Source organism: Gemmatimonadota bacterium (assembly GCA_026706345.1).
Lineage (GTDB): Bacteria > JAAXHH01 > JAAXHH01 > JAAXHH01 > JAAXHH01 > JAAXHH01.
Genome location: JAPOYX010000281.1, coordinates 36,564 through 54,532, shown reverse-complemented (window position 1 = coordinate 54,532; position 17,969 = coordinate 36,564). Strand labels below are relative to the sequence as shown.

The 17,969-nt window shown below is 63.4% G+C and carries 19 protein-coding genes and 1 pseudogene; 6 read left to right on the top strand and 14 right to left on the bottom strand.

The genetic code is table 11. The features are described 5' to 3' along the window. Together OXG98_19790 and OXG98_19785 are read right to left on the bottom strand one after the other, a co-directional pair. A partial coding sequence (locus tag OXG98_19790) for an ABC transporter ATP-binding protein (GenBank protein ID MCY3774253.1) occupies positions 1-639 on the bottom strand: 639 nt, incomplete at its 3' end. A gap of 122 nt (positions 640-761) precedes the next feature. Continuing rightward, on the bottom strand, positions 762-1,460 hold the full coding sequence (locus tag OXG98_19785) for a DUF3299 domain-containing protein (protein ID MCY3774252.1): 699 nt from the start codon (positions 1,458-1,460) through the stop codon (positions 762-764). A gap of 304 nt (positions 1,461-1,764) precedes the next feature. Here OXG98_19785 and OXG98_19780 point away from each other — a divergent pair, with 304 nt between their 5' ends. The 5 genes from OXG98_19780 (at position 1,765) to OXG98_19760 (ending at position 6,952) form a co-directional block, all read left to right on the top strand. Then, a complete protein-coding gene (locus tag OXG98_19780; protein ID MCY3774251.1) occupies positions 1,765-2,613 on the top strand; it encodes a DUF4382 domain-containing protein in 849 nt (282 codons plus the stop codon). Between the two features lie 140 nt (positions 2,614-2,753). Beyond that, positions 2,754-3,770, top strand: coding sequence for a lactonase family protein (locus tag OXG98_19775; GenBank protein MCY3774250.1), 1,017 nt, complete (start codon positions 2,754-2,756; stop codon positions 3,768-3,770). Positions 3,771-3,864: 94 nt separating this feature from the next. Next, positions 3,865-4,464, top strand: coding sequence for a phosphoribosylglycinamide formyltransferase (gene purN, locus OXG98_19770; protein ID MCY3774249.1), 600 nt, complete (start codon positions 3,865-3,867; stop codon positions 4,462-4,464). 120 nt (positions 4,465-4,584) lie between these two features. Next, positions 4,585-5,961 (top strand): amidohydrolase family protein, encoded by a 1,377-nt coding sequence (locus OXG98_19765; protein ID MCY3774248.1) that lies wholly within the window; start codon positions 4,585-4,587, stop codon positions 5,959-5,961. A gap of 97 nt (positions 5,962-6,058) precedes the next feature. After that, positions 6,059-6,952 (top strand): dihydrodipicolinate synthase family protein, encoded by an 894-nt coding sequence (locus tag OXG98_19760; GenBank protein ID MCY3774247.1) that lies wholly within the window; start codon positions 6,059-6,061, stop codon positions 6,950-6,952. 16 nt (positions 6,953-6,968) lie between these two features. On the opposite strand, the gene OXG98_19755 is transcribed toward OXG98_19760, so the two are convergent. The 4 genes and pseudogenes from OXG98_19755 to OXG98_19740 all read right to left on the bottom strand — a co-directional run bounded on the left by OXG98_19755 (position 6,969) and on the right by OXG98_19740 (position 8,847). Then, positions 6,969-7,961 (bottom strand): zinc-binding dehydrogenase, encoded by a 993-nt coding sequence (locus tag OXG98_19755; GenBank protein ID MCY3774246.1) that lies wholly within the window; start codon positions 7,959-7,961, stop codon positions 6,969-6,971. An 81-nt stretch (positions 7,962-8,042) separates the two neighbouring features. Further along, positions 8,043-8,162, bottom strand: a pseudogene (locus OXG98_19750) (PH domain-containing protein). Positions 8,163-8,251: 89 nt separating this feature from the next. Then, complete coding sequence (locus tag OXG98_19745; GenBank protein MCY3774245.1) at positions 8,252-8,608, bottom strand: type II toxin-antitoxin system PemK/MazF family toxin; 357 nt, start codon at positions 8,606-8,608, stop codon at positions 8,252-8,254. Continuing rightward, positions 8,608-8,847 carry an AbrB/MazE/SpoVT family DNA-binding domain-containing protein gene (locus OXG98_19740; GenBank protein MCY3774244.1) on the bottom strand — a complete coding sequence of 80 codons (240 nt, stop codon included), beginning with the start codon at positions 8,845-8,847 and terminating at the stop codon, positions 8,608-8,610. The genes OXG98_19745 and OXG98_19740 overlap by 1 nt, the downstream gene beginning before the upstream one ends. A 176-nt stretch (positions 8,848-9,023) precedes the next feature. Between OXG98_19740 and OXG98_19735 the strand changes: the two genes are divergently transcribed. Beyond that, positions 9,024-9,632 (top strand): type II toxin-antitoxin system HicB family antitoxin, encoded by a 609-nt coding sequence (locus OXG98_19735; GenBank protein ID MCY3774243.1) that lies wholly within the window; start codon positions 9,024-9,026, stop codon positions 9,630-9,632. Positions 9,633-9,712: 80 nt separating this feature from the next. On the opposite strand, the gene OXG98_19730 is transcribed toward OXG98_19735, so the two are convergent. From OXG98_19730 to OXG98_19695, 8 genes are all read right to left on the bottom strand, one after another. Next, the gene (locus tag OXG98_19730) at positions 9,713-10,657 is read right to left on the bottom strand and encodes a GNAT family N-acetyltransferase (protein ID MCY3774242.1); all 945 of its coding nucleotides are present in this window, start codon (positions 10,655-10,657) and stop codon (positions 9,713-9,715) included. Between the two features lie 56 nt (positions 10,658-10,713). After that, positions 10,714-12,687 (bottom strand): ASKHA domain-containing protein, encoded by a 1,974-nt coding sequence (locus tag OXG98_19725; protein ID MCY3774241.1) that lies wholly within the window; start codon positions 12,685-12,687, stop codon positions 10,714-10,716. A 31-nt stretch (positions 12,688-12,718) separates the two neighbouring features. Next, positions 12,719-13,483: a corrinoid protein gene (locus OXG98_19720; protein MCY3774240.1), complete on the bottom strand. Its 765-nt coding sequence runs from the start codon at positions 13,481-13,483 to the stop codon at positions 12,719-12,721. Positions 13,484-13,591: 108 nt separating this feature from the next. After that, positions 13,592-14,635, bottom strand: coding sequence for an MtaA/CmuA family methyltransferase (locus tag OXG98_19715; GenBank protein ID MCY3774239.1), 1,044 nt, complete (start codon positions 14,633-14,635; stop codon positions 13,592-13,594). A 109-nt stretch (positions 14,636-14,744) separates the two neighbouring features. Beyond that, positions 14,745-15,383, bottom strand: coding sequence for a hypothetical protein (locus tag OXG98_19710; protein ID MCY3774238.1), 639 nt, complete (start codon positions 15,381-15,383; stop codon positions 14,745-14,747). 35 nt (positions 15,384-15,418) lie between these two features. After that, entirely contained in the window at positions 15,419-15,688 is a 270-nt protein-coding gene (locus tag OXG98_19705; protein ID MCY3774237.1) for a virulence factor, read from the bottom strand. An 81-nt stretch (positions 15,689-15,769) separates the two neighbouring features. Continuing rightward, complete coding sequence (locus tag OXG98_19700) at positions 15,770-16,771, bottom strand: homocysteine S-methyltransferase family protein (protein ID MCY3774236.1); 1,002 nt, start codon at positions 16,769-16,771, stop codon at positions 15,770-15,772. Between the two features lie 167 nt (positions 16,772-16,938). Further along, positions 16,939-17,886: a 2-dehydropantoate 2-reductase gene (locus tag OXG98_19695; protein ID MCY3774235.1), complete on the bottom strand. Its 948-nt coding sequence runs from the start codon at positions 17,884-17,886 to the stop codon at positions 16,939-16,941. Positions 17,887-17,969: the final 83 nt, after the last annotated feature.

Genomic DNA, 17,969 nt, shown 5'->3' with positions numbered 1-17,969 from the left:
GAACATGCCTTCAAGCGTGCGGTCGTGGCTGACGAACACCAGCGTGGCGCCGGCGCGCTCGCACTCCTGGAAGAGCAGCTCGAGGAAGGCCTCACGGCGGTCGAAATCCAGGGAGGAGGTGGGTTCGTCGGCGACGATGAGTTCCGGGGCGCCGATCAGCGCCCGGCAGGCGGCCACGCGCTGCTGCTGACCCACCGATAACTCCGTCACCGGCTTCTTCAGCAGATCGCCGATCTGCAGGTGATCGGCCAGCAGCGCGGCGGTCTCCTTCACTCCCGCGCCGTCCAGCCGGGCCCGGCGTGCAGGGTCCATGCGCGCGGGGAGCGCGATGTTGTCGAGCACCGACAGGTAGGGGATGAGGTTGAACATCTGGAAGACATAGCCGATGTGCTCCGCCCGGAAGGCGTCCCGCTGTGGGCCCGAAAGTGAGGCGAGGTCCTCGCCCAGCACCGCGACCACGCCCTCGTTCGCTTCCAGGACCCCCGCCAGCACGCCGAGCAACGTCGTCTTGCCGCTGCCGCTGGGGCCGAACAGGAACGCGCGCGTCCCCCGCGCGAGGGTCAGCTCGGGGATGTCCAGCACCCAGGGGCCGCCGCCGTAGCGGAAGCGCAGGTGCCGGATGTCGATTGCGAGGCTCATCTATGACTTATCCCTGCGAAGCGTAACTCCATGAAAAATCGCGCGTCCTCGGCTTAAGCGAGTACGCGCGCTCAATGCATGCCGGTGCCCGCATCGTGTCATGCAGGTGTCCGCATCGCGGATCAGTACTCGTAGGGATAGACCCGCTGGCCGGTGATGGTGAAGCCGACGTGGCCGTACACGCTCTTGGTCATCTCGATCTTGAGTACGCCCTCGACCCACACCGGGTTCCACCCGTTCAAAAACGCCCACTTGCCCTTTTTCATCTTGACGTAGACGAGCTGGTTGGGCGGGGGAGGCGGTGTGTGGATGCACGCGCCGACATAGGGAACGAGGAGGAACTCTGTCACCGAGGACGCCCAGTCTTCAAGTGGTACCGAGAATCCGGGGACCTTGACGAGTTTGCCATCGAGCGCCGCCAACTCCTCGCCCGGCTTGCCGGTACGGTTATCGAGGCTGGCCAGGAGGCGCCATTCCACCTTGATGGGTTCGTCGGCCGATGCGACCGGCGGTGCGCCGACCGGCGGTGCGTCGACCGGCGGTGCGCCGACCGGCGGTGCGTCGACCGGCGGTGCGCCGACCGGCGGTGCGTCGACCGGCGGTGCGCCGACCGGCGGTGCGTCGACCGGCGGTGCGCCGACCGGCGGTGCGTCGACCGGCGGTGCGCCGACCGGCGGTGCGTCGACCGGCGGTGCGTCGACCGGCGGTGCGTCGACCGGGGGCACCGATACGGCCTCCGGGAGGTAGCCCGCAACGCTAAGGGTAACAACCAGCAGCATGGCGGCGGTTGTGGAGAGAAGTCTGCGGCTGGCGCCGATCATAGGAAAACTCCGGTTGTGACCTCCTCAATTCGATAGATATAGGTAAAAGCGAACCCTTTGGCAATAGAATTCGAATACCCGAAGTTGTATGATACGACAGGCTCTTAGAGGCTACCGATGCTGATCAGGCGCCTGACCCGCCCGCGACCGGAGATACGGTGGTCGAAGCTCCGAGGAACCGCGTTAACTGCTTAAAAGGAAGAGGTTTACACAGACGTCAAGAAACTGTAGTTTTCAGACTGAACCGTTCACAGGACAGGTTGGGTAGCGCAATGCGCGCTGAGTATCTGGGCGTCTCCGGATCATGAAAAAACGAATCCTTCATCGCCTTCTGATCCTTCTTCTTGCGATCGCGACGCCCGGTTGCGGCGATCCGACATCAAGCGTGATCAGTGATCTGCAGTTGCGTCTGGCCGCCCAGACGCCGATGCGCCAGCACGTCCAGTCGGTGGTAGTGAACATGTCGGGGGCGTCCGTCCGCTCCGCCGCGAACAGCGCGTTCGGAACCCCCGGCACATTGCCCCATATCATCGACCTGGTCGAACTGGGGGGAGGCAATACGCGGATCCTCGAAGTGTTCTCTCTGGCCGAGGGCAGATACGACGCCGTGCGCCTGAACATTCACGAAGTCACCGTGACCCTGTTGAACGGCATGCAGTTCAGCGAGGCATATCCGGATCCGCAGGGCAAGGAACTGATCGTCGAAGCAAACACCCCGGTAGTCGTCGAGCGCGGCAGGAAGGCGGACGCCGTGATCGATTTCGACCTGATGCGTTCGATCGCGTTTGAGGGCGATACCCGACGGGTCCACGACATTACCGGGATGAGGTTCACGCCGGTAGGCCGCCTGGTCGACCTGGCGAGTTCCGGCCAGGTTTCCGGCAGCGTCAAGCACGACAGCGGCACGCCTGCGGTCCTCCGGGACGACCAGCCGCTGCGTGGTTACCCCGTGACCTTCTTTCAGCCCGGAAGGACGGATTCGGTAACCGTCTATTCCGATGACGACGGGCGGTACTCGGCCCACTTCATGCCCGCCGGGTCCTACGCCATGTACGGTCCGCCCACGGAGGAAACCGAAGCCTGGTCCACGGAAAACGTCGTGGTGACCACCGCCAGTACCACGCGCCAGGACGTCATCGCCAAGAAGCGCTGATCCGGGCAGTTGATCCGGACAAATGAGGCTTGACGGTCCGCCGGGCGGCCTGCAAATTGTCTTTCCTGTTTTCCAATCAGACCAAGTGATCGAATGACGCGGCGCGACGGGTCACGGCCGCGCATGGAAGGGAGCGCTCGATGGCCTCGTATATGTACCTGTCCATCACCGGCGAGGGTAAAATCGCCATATACGAAATGGACCCGGGCACAGGTGGCCTTACCTTCAGGGAGGACGTCGCCGCGGGCGCCGGCGTGATGCCCCTCGTGGTGGATGCGGCCCGGCAACATCTTTACGCCGGACTGCGGGGCGAGCCGTCGGTGCAGACCTACAGCCTGGACCGGACGACGGGCGGGATTTCCCTGCTGGGCTCCACACTCTTCGATTGGGACACGACCTACATGGCCCTGGACAACACCGGCCGGTTTCTGCTCTCCGCGTCCTACGGACACGCCGTGGCGGGGGTCCATGCCATAGGCGCCGACGGCATAGTCCAGGCGCCGCCCGTGGATCGACGGGAGACGGCGCGATGCGCCCACTACATACAGACGGACGCGTCGAACCGGTTCGCCTTCGTGCCCCACGTGGCCGAGTCGAACATGATCTGCCAGTTCAGGTTCGACGAAGGCACGGGAAAGCTGACGCCGAACGATCCGCCCCGCGTGGACCAGCCGCCGGATACGGGACCGCGGCACTACTGTCATCATCCCGTGCTGAATGTGCTCTACGCCGACAATGAACAGGGAAGCAGCATGACGGCCTACCGGTTCGATCCGGACCGGGGAACGCTGGAGGCCTTGCAGACGGTATCGACCTTGCCTTCGGGTTTCACCGGTGAAAACACCTGTTCGCAGATTCATATCCACCCATCGGGCCGATTCGTGTACTCCAGCAACCGGGGGCACGACAGCATCGCCGGCTTCTCGGCCGATCCGGCTACGGGCCTGCTCGACCCGATCGGGCAGGCGCCTACGGAGGAAACGCCGCGGGCCTTCAACCTGGATCCGCGGGGCCGGTATCTTTACGCCGCGGGACAGGGATCGGGGAGACTGGCAGCCTATCGCGTAGACCAGGATACGGGCGCTCTTACGCCCCTCGACGTATATGACGTCGGACCGTCGCCTGCATGGGTGATGGTTCTGGACATGGACGAATGACAGCCCGTTCCCGCTGTCCAGGCGGCCCGGGGCGCGGTCGGGACCAGATTCAGGATCGCGTCCGAATCCGGGTTCGGGTACGGGCGCTGAGCTGATGCTTCGTGTCGGGTTTCTCGCTTCCCATCGCGGAACCAACATGCAGGCGGTCGTCGACGCGTGCGGAACCGGGACTATCCGGGCACTGCCGGCCGTGGTGATCAGCAACAACCGGTCGGCGCAAGTGCTTCGGCGCGCGGAGTCGGCGGGCGTTCCGGGGTATTGTCTGAACGGCGATACCCACCCCGGGCCGGAGGAACTGGACCGGTCGATCCTTGAATTACTCAGGCGGCACGAGGTGGACCTGGTCGTCCTGACCGGGTATCTCAAAAGGGTGGGACCGGAGACGCTGGCCGCCTACGGGGACCGCATAATCAACATCCACCCTTCCCTTCTGCCCAGGCACGGCGGGCAAGGCATGTACGGACTGCGCGTGCACGAAGCCGTGCTGGCGGCCGGCGACCGGATCACCGGGGTCACGATCCACTATGTGACGGCGGAATACGACCAGGGGGCCGTGCTCGCACAAAGGACCGTGCCGGTGAAGCCCGGCGACACGCCGGAGTCGCTGGCGGAACGGGTCCTCGTAGTGGAGCACGAACTGCTGGTCGAAACGGTGGGTTCCTTAGCGCTGGAGCACGAGCGCAAGGGAGCATGAGTGCGCCGGAGAGCAGCGCGCCGGAGCACAGCGCGCCGGAGCACGAGCGCAAGGGATTGTGACCCACCGCACCAGTCGCCGCATCTTACCCGCCCGCGGGCGGTTTATCGGGAGTAACTCATGGCTTCCACCTTTGACCTTATCGTTACCGATGGCCGGGTCGTCAGCCAGGACGGCGTAATGGCCGCCACGATCGCCGTGCGGGACGGTCGCATCGCCGGTGTGCTCGAACCCGATGCCCGGCCCGAAAGTGGCCGGCAGCTATCGGCGAAGGGTCTGCACGTCCTGCCGGGTCTGATCGACCCCCACGTCCATCTCCGGTCGCCCGGCCACGAAGAACGGGAGGATCCCGTCTCCGGCACGAGCGCGGCGGCGGCCGGCGGCATTACGACCCTGCTGGAGATGCCCATCTCACCGGTTTCCGCCAGTTCGGCGGAAGGACTCCGCAAACGGGGCGAGGCCATCGGAGCGCAGTCACTGATCGACTTCGGTCTATACGGCGCCGCAGGCCATCAGAACGTGGACCTTATCGGTGGGGTGGCCGAGGCGGGCGCCGTGGCCTTCAAGACCTTCCTGACCGCGCCGCCGTCCCACCGGGAGGGCGAGTTCTTCGGCCTCTGGTGCCTGGACTACTCGCTGCTCCGGGACGTCATGGCCGCCACGGCGGCCACGGGGCTGCGCCACAGCTTCCACTGCGAAAACTGGCCCATGATCGAGACGCTCATCGAACGGCTTGCCGCCCAGGGTCGCAACGACGGCCTGGCCCACGCCGAAAGCCGGCCATCCATCGTGGAGGACACGTCGGTCGCCGTCATGATGAGCCTGGCCGCCGAGGCCGGGGGCCCCGTGGAGGTGGTGCATCTTTCGAGCCCGCGGGCTGCGCAACTGGTGAAGGAAGCCAAGGAGCGGGGGCTCGACGTCATCGCCGAGACCTGCCCGCAGTATCTCTTTCTGACCGACCAGGTACTTTCGGTACACTGCGGCTTCGCCAAGTGCAATCCCGCCTTGCGGCCCGCCGAAGAGGTCGAGGCGCTCTGGTCCTACCTGCACGACGGCACGCTGGACTTCGTCGGAAGCGACCATTCTCCCTTCCGGCCCGAAGAAAAAGAAGGCGGGGACATATTCGCCATCCCGCCCGGCCTGCCCGGACTCGAGTCCATGGTGCCCCTGATGCTGACCGCCGTCAACGACGGCCGCCTGTCGATCACAGACCTCGTCCGGCTGATGTCGACCCGCCAGGCCGAAGTCTTCCGGCTCCCGGGCAAGGGCCGTATCGCCATCGGATGCGATGCCGATCTCACCTTCGTGGACATGGACGCGCGATGGACCTTCGACCGGAACGCATGCTTCACCAAGGCGCGGGAAGTCATGCGCATCGTCCACGGCATGCCCATGAAGGGCCGCATTCAGCGTACCATGGTGCGGGGCGAGACCGTGTACGAGGACGGCGAGATCACGGGCAAACCGGGGCACGGCCGCTGGCTGAAACCCGGTTGACGGGCAAACCGGGGCACGGCCGCTGGCTGAAACCCGGTTGACGGGCAAGCCGGGGCACGGCCGCTGGCTGAAACCCAATTAAACGAAAGGAATAAGCATGGCAGATCAAGACCCCAGGGGCGTGTATACTATCGCGCCGACCCCTTTCGAAGAGGACGGCAGCCTGGACACGGGCAGCCTGGCTACGCTGACCCATTTCCTGCACGACCTCGGCATCGACGGAATCACGATTCTCGGCGTCATGGGTGAGACTAGCAAGCTGGTGGAAGCCGAACGGGACCAGGTCATCGCCGGCGTGGTCGAGGCCGCGGACGGACGCATCCCCATTTGCGTGGGAACCAGCCACACCGGAACGGACGGATGCGTCGCGCTGAGCCGGCGGGCCGAGGAACTGGGCGCTTCCTCGCTCATGGTGGCGCCGTCCAAGCTGGCCAAGGGCACGGACGAGGCGCTGCTCGCCCATTACCTCAAGGTGGCCGACGCCGTATCGGTGCCGATCGTGATCCAGGACCACCCCATGAGCAGCGGCGTCCTGATGAGCATCGATTTCATCGCGACCATCGCCGACCGGTCCCCGCGGTGCCGCTTTCTCAAACTGGAAGAAGAACCGTCGCCGCGGAAGGCGAGCCAGGTGCTTGCGGCGAACCCCGACGTGGAGATCTTCGGCGGCCTGGGCGGAGTCATGCTCCTAGAGGAACTGCGCCACGGGTGCATGGGCACCATGACCGGCTTCGCCTACCCCGACATTCTGAAGGACATTCACACGAAGTACATGTCCGGCGACGTTGACGGCGCCACCGAGACCTTCTACCGGTATTGCCCGCTGATCCGTTTCGAGAGCCAGCCCGGGATCGGACTATCCATTCGCAAGAACGTCTACCAGCGCCGGGGCGCCATCAAGACCGCCCGGGCGCGCCAGCCGTTCGTCCCGCTGGACGACGAAACCCTGGCGGACCTGAACGATCTCCTGACGAGACTGGGATTGGAGTGATACCGGAAGGTGACGCTCAGTCCCGCCAGTCGAGCAGGACCCCCAGCGCATCTCCGGGTTTCTGGTAAAGCAGTGCGAAGGCGTCTGCCGCCTGGTGCCAGGGGAATCGGTGGGAGGTCATCCGTTCGGTACCGATCGCCCCCGAGGCGAGGAGTTCCATGGCGCGCCGGGACTGGCGGGCGCTCGCTCGCGTCCGGAAGTAACCACCCAGCAGCCTGCGGCCCTGTATCTTGTCCGAAGGCAGCGAAAGAGGCTGGTCCTCGTATAGCCCGATCAGGTGGATCAGCCCGCCAAGGGCCAGCATGTCGAGCCCCTGCCCGAAGGCCGCCGGCCCCGCCGGACCGCCCACGGCGTAGACCACGACGTCGGCTCCGAGACCGTTGGTCATGCGCTTCACGATCTTGACGGGATCTTCCTTGCGGGCGTTGACGACCACGTCAGCGCCGAATTCCGCCGCCATGGTGCACCGGTTTTCCAGCGCGTCCACGGCCACCACCCTGCCGTCGCCATTTGCCTTGATGACCTGAAGGATCAGGTTGCCTACGAGACCCTGGCCGAGCACGACGACGGTGTCCTGGGGCTTGATATCCTCCACTTCCACCCAGGTGACCGCCCCGGCGGTCAGCGGGTAGTACGGCGCGCTGTCGAAGGAAAGGCCTGCCGACATGGGCATGATGATGGTCTGGTCCCAAGGAAAAACGAGCCGGGCCGGCCGGACCGTGTACTGGGCGTGGGGCGCCAGGGCGACGACCCCGTCGCCGATGTCCAGGTGTTCGACCCCTTTCCCCAGCGCATCCACCGTACCCGCCATGGAATAGCCCATGACGTCCGGGCTCACCGCGTGTTCCCGCGTATACCGGCCACCGAGTTCCGAGCCCCGGCTGATCAGGCTGCAGGCCGCCTTGATCCGAACCTCTCCGGGACCCGGTTCAGGTATCGGCACCTCCTCGATCTCGATCCGGTGGAGGCCTTCGGGCTTGATGACGCGTTTCATGGTTGGCTGAGACATCGGTTTCCTTCCCGGGATAACGATCCGTGGCTGCAGCGCCCGCAGACCGCCCGGTGTATCTACTTCCGTATGGCCCGGGTATCAGTCCAGAATGAACCCGGCCAGGGTGCGCTGAACGTCCGTGACGTCTATACCCCGCTTGAATTCCTTCTTGACCGGTAACTCGCCTCCAGAGATCCAGATCTTCATCTCGGAGTCGAGATCGACTTTCCCCTTCTACCTGAAAAGTCTGTCCTATTAACACACAACCGTCATGAAGCGTAAAAGTTTGCCTGAATAACGCGCAACCGTCAAGGACCGTCTTCCCTCTCCAGCAATGTCACGGCCTTCCGCAGGACAGCTTCCGTGATTTCCGCGGGGAGGCTGCAGATCGGTTCCAGTATACAGGACGGCCACGTCACGCTTTCCAGCTGATCGGCCAGAATGACGCCGGAAGCCGGCATTCCCGCGGGAATCGGGACCTCGAATGGATACCCCTTCGCCTCGTCGCCGACCGGACAGAGCACGGCCAGGCCGACCTTTGCGTTGTAGGACCCGGGTGAAAGCACAAAGGCGGGGCATGCGGAGGACAGGTTTGATCCGTCCCCCGTACGGGCGCAGATCCATACCAATTCTCCCCGTTTGGGGATGTAGTTCTCGTTGTGCATCACGTTTCTCCGCGATCCGGGGTTCCGACCGTAATCCGGCCGTGCAGATTGTGCTTCGTGACACCCGGAAGCAGATCGACAAGCCTTTGCCGGGTACATTCCACCGGGACGATGGTCAATTCCCTGCCTCGCAACACCAGCACCACCGGTGAATCGTCGGTGACGCCCATCTGGACCGTGATCGGCTTCGGGATGCGCAGCGCCAGGCTGTTGCCCCACATTTTCGTACGGGATTTCATGCACGCCTCCTATAGATACACTGTAGATATACGGTATGTATACATGTCAGACCTGATGTATACACTTGGCCTTGTTATTCCATTAGTCGAGGTTGGGAGAAGAAACTCGACTGAATAAGAAACTGTTTACAAGGAATCGCTTATGTGCATATATTTGCACAAAATAACTTGGCTTAATGGAATCCAACACGACCAGGCTCAGGCGACGATTGAAGAAGGAAGGTTGGTACCTGTCCCGGCATGGGGCCAGACATGACATCTACCGGCACCCGATTATTCGGGGTGTGATTACACTTCCGAGGCACAGGAAGGTGTCAATGGCGGTGGCACGATCAATTGCATCGAAGGCAAAATGGTCGAAACAGGATACAGGAGGAATGGGTGTGTCCAATTGTAACGCAGTCCGATACCCCGCTTTGATCGATGGCGTGAAAGGTGCCTATGGTGTATCATTCCCCGATCTTCCGGGTATCGTCGCCATGGGAGACACCATTGATGACGCCTTGTTGAATGCCGAAGAGGCGCTACGGGATTATGCTATCGAAACAGAATCCGATGGTGATTCGATCGTTCAGCCAAGCGATCTGGAGCAGGTAAGTCCCGAACCGGGACAAGCACTGACGACCGTGCCGCTAATCCGTCAGTCCGGGCGAAGCGTGCGCATACATATGGCGATTGACGAAGGCGTGGCCGTATTTATAGATAGCGAGGCAGACAGGCGAGGAATGACACGTACGGCCTACGTAGAGTGGATGGCGCGGCGTATCGCCATGATGGGCGGGTAGAGAGTGTCCGCATCCCACGTATCGGTTGTCTGGAAAGGACTTCATTCGCGGATCGAATGAGGGGGTTATACCGGAAGGCTTCAGGGCATCGTCTTGCGAAGCGTATACCGTCCTGGCGCCGCGACATAGCCCAGTTTCCGGTTGAGCGCCAGCATAGGGCCGTTCGTCGAATCGTTGTGTGTACTTAGTGACCGCGCGTTGTGTTTTCTGGCATGGTGAATCGCGGCGAGTTTCAGCGCAAGGGCGATGTGGCGCCTTCGATATCCCCGGATTACCCCGGTATGCACGTTGAAAGCCTGTTGCGATTCGGGGTACAGGCGTACCGCGCAGATGCCTACCCAATCATCCCCATCGGCTGCAAGCAACTGGCCATCCGGCCGGTACCAGCCCGATTCATACACCCACTCGTTGAACTCCTCGAATGAGAGCCCGGGGCCGCTCCAACCCGGCACATCCTGATCGGTAATCACGTTGACTTCGTAGAGTTTCCTACGAGCGTCGGACGTATCACCAAAATCCGCGAGCGAGTGTACATGTATTCCAGTCTCGGTGACGTTCGAGAGAACTCGCTTAAAGGGTGATTCGTCGAAGGCCTCGAGGTCCAGGCTCGACTGGAACAGATGCCGGTCGTTCTCGAATCCGCGTTTTTTCGCAAATGCCTGAGAAACCTCACAGTTATCCTGGACTTCGCTGGTTATGGTCCCGGCCTCGCGGCGCTTCAGAAACCGCATCAAATCGGAGTACAGCGCGGCACCGATGCCGCCACCCCGCTCCGTAGGGTCCACGCCCACCCAGGCGTAGAACTGTCCCGGCGGATCCCAGGTCTCGTGTACCGACACCGCGTACCCCACCACATCGTCGTCCTCCGTCACAGCCACCTGACGATAGTCGATTCTGCCTGGAGCCGTGTGAGTCAACCATTCGTGCACGGTATCTTCTGAAACGGGATTCTGCTCGAAGGAATTGACGACGGAAGCGATGCCCGCCTCATCGGAGGATGGACGGGCGGGACGGAGGTGGAACATGGAAGACCTGAACGATAAGTGGTGATCTGTATGCCAGGTGCATGTTGCGGGACCGGTTACACCAGCACCCCCGGCATGGGCTTGAACTGGCAGGCCTCGACAAAGACCTCGAAGAAGTCGGGGGTGGTCTCGAGTTCGACGTGCTCGATGTCCCTGACCAGCGTCTCCATTTCCATGCGTCGCGAGCGGGACAGGAGGACCTCCCGGGCGCCCTGGACGGCGGCGTTGCCCACCTTGACGATGCGGTCTTCGGGCACGGGGGCCAGGAACCCGATGTCGATGGCGTTGCGGACGTCCACGTAGTTGGCGAAGCCGCCTGACAGGAAGAGGCGGTCCACGTCACCCGGAGCGACGCCGAAGGCCCGCAGCACAATATACTGACCGCAGTAGTTGGCGGCCTTGGCCTGCGCGAGGTTGCTGGCATCCTGGCGGGAGAGCGTGATGCCGGACTCGGGCACGACGGACACTTCGAACTGTTTGCGATCTGAAAATACGCCCTTGGGCGACATCATGCCGTGGCGGCGCAGTTCGGCGAGGAGGTCGATCAGGCCGGAGCCGCAGACGCCCTGGGGAGCGGTGTCGCCGATGGTGCTCCAGGCGAACCGCCCGTCTTCCCACTTCAACGTTTCGATGGCGCCTTCGTAGCCCGGCATGCCATACTGTATGCCGCCGCCCTCGAAGGCGGGTCCGGCGGGACAGGAAGCCGTGATCATGCGGCCGTTGCCCGCCACGACCACCTCGGTGTTGGTGCCCACGTCCACCAGCATGGATACGCCTGGCTGCGCGGCCAGGTCGACGGTGGCCAGGTCCGCCGCCACATCGCCGCCCACGTGACTGGCGATGATGGGCAGGCCGTAGACCCGGGCCTTCGGATTGGCGCGGAGTCCGAGGCGGCGGGTGCCGATGGTGAGCGCCGTGGTCTCCCGCTCGCCCGCGAGGTATTCGTTTTCGATGAGGGACTTGTAGGGCTTCTGGCCGATGCTCTGCACGACGAGCCGGAAGAAGAGGTCCCGCATCGTAGAGTTGCCCGCCACGACGATCTCGTAGATCTCCTGCCGCGCGGTTCCCGTCCGCTCGCACCAGTCCATGATCTCGTGGTTGACGGCGTTGATGATGGCGTTCCAGAGTTCACCCTCGAACGACCCGTCATAGGAGATCCGGTGCATGACGTCGCTGCCGCCGAACCGCTGGGGGTTCTCGAAGGAACAGACGTGAACGCTTCGGCCGGTCTCCAGGTCCACGAAATCCATGACCACCGTGGTCGTGCCGAGATCGATCGCGAGCCCGTACAGGTGCCCGCGGAACTGGTCCACCTGCTCGCCGTCGTAGTAAACCGCATCGCCCCGGCGGGTGACCATGGGGTCCAGCCGCGTTTCCTTTTCTTCGGTAACCGTCAGGATCTTGGGCGTTCGGCGCAGGGGAGAAAAGGCGATGTCCACCTTCGGATCGATCACCCGGGCCTGGCAGGCGAGCCGGTAGTTCTCCCGCAGAAAGGACTCGGGTTTCGTCCGAGGTACGAGTCCTTCCATCCCCTGCCGTATTTCCACGATGCACTCGTGACAGATGCCGTTGCGGAAACACGAGGTGGGCACCTGCACGGCGAGGTCGTCGGCGTAGTCGAAGATGGATTTTCCGATGACCGAGGGCTGGTTCGTCGTGCCGTCGGTTACGGAGCCGCTTGCCGGATTAGCGGATGTATCCAGGGGCGCCTCCTCGGTCTCCCAGGCGCTGCGGTAGTCGAGCTTGTCGTCCCCGCCGCACATGAGCAGGCCGCCGGCTTTCCGCGGTTTGCGCTGGTTGCGGCACCCGAACCGGGCGGTGCATTCGTCGAAACGGTTCTTGTAGGGGCAGCGGTAGGTGGCCTGTCTGGTCGCATGGGCCATCATGTCCTTGAAGATGGCCGTGATGCGGTCCAGCCGTTCCTGGTACGCCGCCTTGTCGATCTTTTTCATGGGAAAGGTAGGGGAAATTGCCGGGCTGGTCAGCGGTTCGCCGCGTCCATCGATCCGCCCGCGTCTGTCGATCCGCATCACCCCGGGTCCACTTCGCCGGACGGGCTGGTCAGGCTTCCTGTTCCTGCTTGAGTTCTTCGAGGAGGCGCTGGGCCAGTTCCACGCATCCCACCGCGTCTTCGGCGGTGCCGTCGGCGCCCATGTCATCGGCGAACTCCTGCGTCACCGACGCGCCGCCGACCATGATCTTGACGTCCTCCCGCATGTCGTTGTCGATGAAGGCGTCGATGGTCTTGCCCATGTTGGGCATGGTCGTGGTCAGCAGGGCCGACATGCCCAGCAGGGGGGCTTCGTGTTCCTCCACCGCGTCCATGAACTCGTCTTCGGAGGTGTCGACGCCGAGGTCATGGACCACGAATCCGGCGCCGCGGAGCATCATGATGCACAGGTTCTTGCCGATGTCGTGGAGGTCGCCCTTGACCGTGCCCATGATGACGGTGCCGACCGGTTCGATGCCCGACGCCGAAAGAATGGGCTCGATGTGGGCCATTCCGGCCTTCATGGCCCGGGCGCAGGCCAGTACCTCGGGCACGAAGATGAAGTTCTCCCGGAACTTGATGCCCACGACGCTCATGCCGTTGATCAGGCCGTCGTCCATCACCTCCAGCGCTTCGATCCCGTCGTCCAACGCCGCTCGGGTCAGCGTGTCGACCGTCCCGTTGTCCCCGTCGATGAGGGCCGCGGAGATCGCCTGCATGGCGGGAGTCGCCCGGGCGAAAGCGTCGATGATCCGCGATCGCTCGTTGGGTCTTTCGATGAACTCTTCTATTTCGTCTTTCAGAAAGTCATTGGCTATATCGTTTAGTTCTGCCATGCGCTCCTGTCCGGTCCTCCCGTTTCATGTCGAAATTGACGTCTACCGCTCGTGCCGCCGCATCGCGCGGGGCGTCGAACCCGGTAGTCGTACGCGATTTCCGGGCTGCTAAGCCGCGTGAGCCTTGTGCCAGTCCTTCACCGCCTGCGGGATCGCCTTCAGGTTCTCGACGGACGCTTGCAGGGGAACCGCGCATTCCGGTCCAACCATATGAATACCGTGTTCCAGGTTCTGGCAGACTTCCTGGCCCACTTCTTCGGGACCCCGTGCGAAAAGCGTCTCGGGATTATTGATGTTGCCCACGAGGGCGATCTTGCCGTCGACCGCCTCCATGGATTCCTCGGGCTTGTTCTTCGAATCGTAGTGAAAGGCCGCGAACCCGGTCTCCGCGATATAGCCCATGCGGTCCACGGTACGCCCGCAGATGTGCATGATCAGCGGGATGGAAATCCGTTCGGCCAGCTCGATGTGCAGGTCCCGCAGGAACCGGCGGTAGTATTCGCCGCTCACCAGGTCGCCGGTGGCGTGGTCGGGCAGGGTCAGGGCGTCCGCCCCGGCCTCGATCTGCGCGATGCCGAATTCCACCGTGGCCTCCTTCATGCGGTCCAGGGCGAGATGCGTCCTGCCCGGGTCGTCAAGGGACATGAGCAGGAAGGGTTCCACGCCGAAACAGTGGTATCCCAGGGACCAGGGGCCCATGGTCTTCCCGATGACCGCCACCTCGTCGCCATATTCCTTCTTGAGCATCCTGATGGCGTCCAGGACGCATTTCGTGTCCCGGTGCGTCAGGTAATCCGATGGGATTTTGATGTCGTCCACGTCGGTCCAGATGGGTTCCCTCATCTTGACCGTAGGCCAGTTGTCCTTCTGCTCCCACTGGATCTTGCAACCCAGCGCGGAGGACTCCTGGATGATGGTGAAGACCGGCATGATGGTGTCGAATCCGAGTTCCGTGTAGCTCGTGGCCGCCAGACGGGCCATGAGTTCCGGGTCCCGGTTGGCGTCCGGAAAGGGCGCGTCGACGAGATCCATCAGTTCCACCGTGGCGACGGACGTCGGATTGCACACGGGCGTACGATCCACGGGCTCACCCTGCAGGGCGGCCAGTACCCGGTCCCGGCCCTTCATCGGCTTGATGATCTCGTCGCTCATGACTGCCTCCTTATGGATCGTGCAACGACCCATCTCGTTGCGCATCCATCGATCGCGCTTTGTGCATCCACCAGTAGCGGTAGTCTTCTTTCAACTACGGCGCCGGTCGTCAAACATCCTGCTGGCTCGGCGCGGCCAGGACGCCCCGGCTCGCGACCGCTTCCTGCTCGCGCAGGACCGCCCGGACATTGGGTGCGCGGACCAGCAACAGCCCGACCAGGGCGTCGTGGACTTCGCCACAGGGGAAAGCCACCTGGTCCAGGGTGCCGCTTACCTCTTCCATCTCGGCCAGTTTCATCAGCCCGCCGGCGATGAAGGAAATGCGGCGTTCGCGGTCCTTTCCCTCGCCGTGGGCCGTGACCCGGTAGACGCCGTCGCCTTCGCTCAGGACCTTGATCTGCAAGCCCGACTTCTTGTCCAGGATCTGCAGCGGCCGCGGTTCGACGGGGCCGGCCGGATCCAGTTTGCAGGCTTCGAGGAACACCCGCTTTACGGCCAGGTGATGTGCATAGCCGCAGTGAAACCGCAGGCGCCCACCGCCGGCCGGTACCATGCCTCCGAGGATTTCCATGGCCTTCACCACGAAGGTGATCCGGTCTTCGACGCCTTCCCGCCGGCTGTAGGTGAATACCTGGTAGACCGGTCCCGCATCGTCCTGCTGGCGGTACAGACCGATCGATATGTCCCCGAAATGTGCATCGAGGGGTACCAGTTCGATGCGCCTGCCTATGTCGACCGTCTGACCCAAATTCCTGCCTCGTTCTTGTCCTGTTTCGGCTGGTCCTATCCCTTGTCGTACACTTCTTCGAGTTGCTTCAATATGGCTGCCGCGACCGCGTCTGCCTCTTCTTCCTCTCCCGGCCATTCCTGCCTCTCGGACCAGTGCCACTCGTCCAGGTAGGCGTCGGTACCGGTGAGTCCGTCCCGCATGGCCACCCGGTCGATCTCCTGCTGGAACCAGTCGGGCATCTGGCGGGAAAGGGGACGCCGGCCGCCGTAGACGCGCACCTGCGCCGGGATGTCCCGCCAGTACAATACCTGGTACACCGCCATGCCGACCGTTCCTGTGCTCAGGGCACAAGCGCTTCGCTCAAGCTGCCGCAGGCTGTCCGGATGCACGCCGCTCCCGTGTGCTCACGCCGCAACCCGGTCCATCGCCGCGCGAAAGGCCCGGATGTGGGCGACGCCTGTGCCGCAGCACCCGCCGATGAAGTAGGCGCCGGCCTCGAGGAGGTCCGGCACGAAAGCCGCCATTTCCTCCGGCGTATTCGCGTAATAGGTCCGGTGCTGCTCGTCCAGCCGCGCCTTCCCCGCGTTCGGGTAGGCCATCATCCGTTTCGGCGCATCCCGTCGGGCGTCCAAGGCGCGCTTCAACTGGCCGATGCCGTTTATGGCGTAGGGCATTCCCGTGTGCTCGTCGCGCCGAGACTCCGCGCCGCAGTTCAGGCCGACGATCTTCACGTGCCCGAGCAAGTCGTGCCCATCGGACTGCGCGCCGCCCGCGAGGATCTCGAGAAGATCGGCCGCCGAGTGGCCCCAGTCCGTCTTGTAGATGACCTCGCCCGTGGCCCGGTCCTTCGTGTACTTGTACGTCTGGTTCACCGCAATGGGAAGACCGAATTGCCTCAACTCGTTCACGGCCAGGGCCGCCTCGTTGGCGGAAAACATGGTCTCGACGCAGAAGAAATCCACGCCGCCTTCGGCCAACGCCGTGCCCACACGCGCGTGGGCGTCCCGGGCGATGCTGTTCGCGATGCCGAATTCGGTGTCGCCGCTGTCGGCCTCGATGGCGCCCGGCAGCGGACCGATGGATCCTGCGAGGTACACCTCCCTGCCGCTTCGTTCGATCGCGGCACGGGCGTGTTCCACGGACCGCCGGATCAGCCCGACGGACTCGGAGGCGTCCTTCCCTGCCATTTCCAGATGGGGATGCGACGCCACGAAGGTATTCGTTCCGATCGCTTCCGAACCTGCTTCAATATAGTCGAAATGGACGTCCCTGACAATGTCGGGATACAGTTCGTTGGCCAGCGCGCTGTTGGCCAGTTCGATGCCGCGGGAGAAGAGCTCGGTGCCGAAGCCTCCGTCGTAAAGGAGGGGGCGGTCCTCCGCCAGGCGTTCGATAAATGGTTTCATGGAGGGTTCTCAGACTGTCCTGCCGGAACACGCCCTGCGTGCGGACAGGTGCTGCGCGAACTGCGTACGGTCCGCTGGGTCTGGAAACGCATTGCGCCGTCTCAAGACGCCGGCAGAGACACCTGCCCATGCCATGGGAAGCGCCGGAAACAACCCCGGATCGTACCTCAGGGGGCCTCGAAGGATACCTGTCCCCGGGTGCGGAGTTCCATGGGCCGCAGCGCGTGGTAGATGAAATCGTTTACCGGTGTGGCCACGCCCGCTTCCTTTCCCATGCGGACCAGCGCGCCGGTCTGTGCCTCCAGCTCGGAGAATCGTCCTTCCATGATATCCCGCTGCATGGAGGCTGTGCCGCCGTATTCGACGCTGTCCAGGATGGCCAGGGTCCGGGCTACGATGTCGTCCGGAAGCCTGACGCCCAGGGCGGTGGCCACCTGGTGAATCTCTTCCATGGCCGTCTCGAGGAGCCTGCGCGTACCAGGCTGGCTTCGGACGACGCCAATCGGCGCGCGGGTTACGCCGCCGATCCCGCTCCACGAAGCGATGAGGATGTACTTGCGCCACATGGCGGCCTGAATGTCTGCCGGCGTGTCTACAATAAGTCCCTTGGCGCGCTCAAAAGCCTGGCGCAGCCGGTCTACCCGTTCACTCGAGCGGTTGTCCCATTCGCCGAAGTTGACGAAAGGTTCATAGGCCACGTGTCGGATGAGTCCCGGTTCGGCGATGAAGGAGACGATTCCGCAGACCCCGCCAAGCACATGGCGCCAGCCGAACTCAGCGGCAAGTTGCTCCGGCGTCTCCACGCCGTTTTCCATGGGCAGAATACAGGTGTCCGGTCCGAGAAGGGGACGCAGTCCCTCGACGGCCTCAGGTACCTGCCAGCACTTGACGCAGAGCATAACCACGTCCACGTCGCCGGCTTCCTCAGGGTCACCGGTGACCTGGATCGAGGGCAGCGTAAAATCGCCCTTCGTACTTTCCACGCGAAGGCCGTTTTCGCGCAACGCTTCCAGATGCGGACCGCGTGCGATGAAGACGACGTCTTCCCCTGCCTCGGCGAGTCGCCCCCCGTAATAACCACCTACGCCACCAGTACCAAATACCGCTATGCGCACATGTGCCTCCGATAATCCGGGATTCCCGGTCGATGAATCGATATCTGCCAGACCCCACTTCAGGTCAGGAGCCGTCGAGGCCC

Excerpts from the sequence above, each read along its gene's own strand:
- OXG98_19700 (MCY3774236.1), bottom strand. The coding sequence starts at position 16,771 with ATGAAACCATTTATCGAACGCCTGGCGGAGGACCGCCCCCTCCTTTAC.
- OXG98_19755 (MCY3774246.1), bottom strand. The coding sequence starts at position 7,961 with ATGTCTCAGCCAACCATGAAACGCGTCATCAAGCCCGAAGGCCTCCAC.
- OXG98_19765 (MCY3774248.1), top strand. The coding sequence starts at position 4,585 with ATGGCTTCCACCTTTGACCTTATCGTTACCGATGGCCGGGTCGTCAGC.
- OXG98_19715 (MCY3774239.1), bottom strand. The coding sequence starts at position 14,635 with ATGAGCGACGAGATCATCAAGCCGATGAAGGGCCGGGACCGGGTACTG.
- OXG98_19745 (MCY3774245.1), bottom strand. The coding sequence starts at position 8,608 with ATGCACAACGAGAACTACATCCCCAAACGGGGAGAATTGGTATGGATC.
- OXG98_19705 (MCY3774237.1), bottom strand. The coding sequence starts at position 15,688 with ATGGCGGTGTACCAGGTATTGTACTGGCGGGACATCCCGGCGCAGGTG.
- OXG98_19780 (MCY3774251.1), top strand. The coding sequence starts at position 1,765 with ATGAAAAAACGAATCCTTCATCGCCTTCTGATCCTTCTTCTTGCGATC.
- OXG98_19730 (MCY3774242.1), bottom strand. The coding sequence starts at position 10,657 with ATGTTCCACCTCCGTCCCGCCCGTCCATCCTCCGATGAGGCGGGCATC.
- OXG98_19725 (MCY3774241.1), bottom strand. The coding sequence starts at position 12,687 with ATGCGGATCGACAGACGCGGGCGGATCGATGGACGCGGCGAACCGCTG.
- OXG98_19740 (MCY3774244.1), bottom strand. The coding sequence starts at position 8,847 with ATGAAATCCCGTACGAAAATGTGGGGCAACAGCCTGGCGCTGCGCATC.
- purN (MCY3774249.1), top strand. The coding sequence starts at position 3,865 with ATGCTTCGTGTCGGGTTTCTCGCTTCCCATCGCGGAACCAACATGCAG.
- OXG98_19720 (MCY3774240.1), bottom strand. The coding sequence starts at position 13,483 with ATGGCAGAACTAAACGATATAGCCAATGACTTTCTGAAAGACGAAATA.
- OXG98_19785 (MCY3774252.1), bottom strand. The coding sequence starts at position 1,460 with ATGATCGGCGCCAGCCGCAGACTTCTCTCCACAACCGCCGCCATGCTG.
- OXG98_19735 (MCY3774243.1), top strand. The coding sequence starts at position 9,024 with ATGGAATCCAACACGACCAGGCTCAGGCGACGATTGAAGAAGGAAGGT.
- OXG98_19760 (MCY3774247.1), top strand. The coding sequence starts at position 6,059 with ATGGCAGATCAAGACCCCAGGGGCGTGTATACTATCGCGCCGACCCCT.
- OXG98_19775 (MCY3774250.1), top strand. The coding sequence starts at position 2,754 with ATGGCCTCGTATATGTACCTGTCCATCACCGGCGAGGGTAAAATCGCC.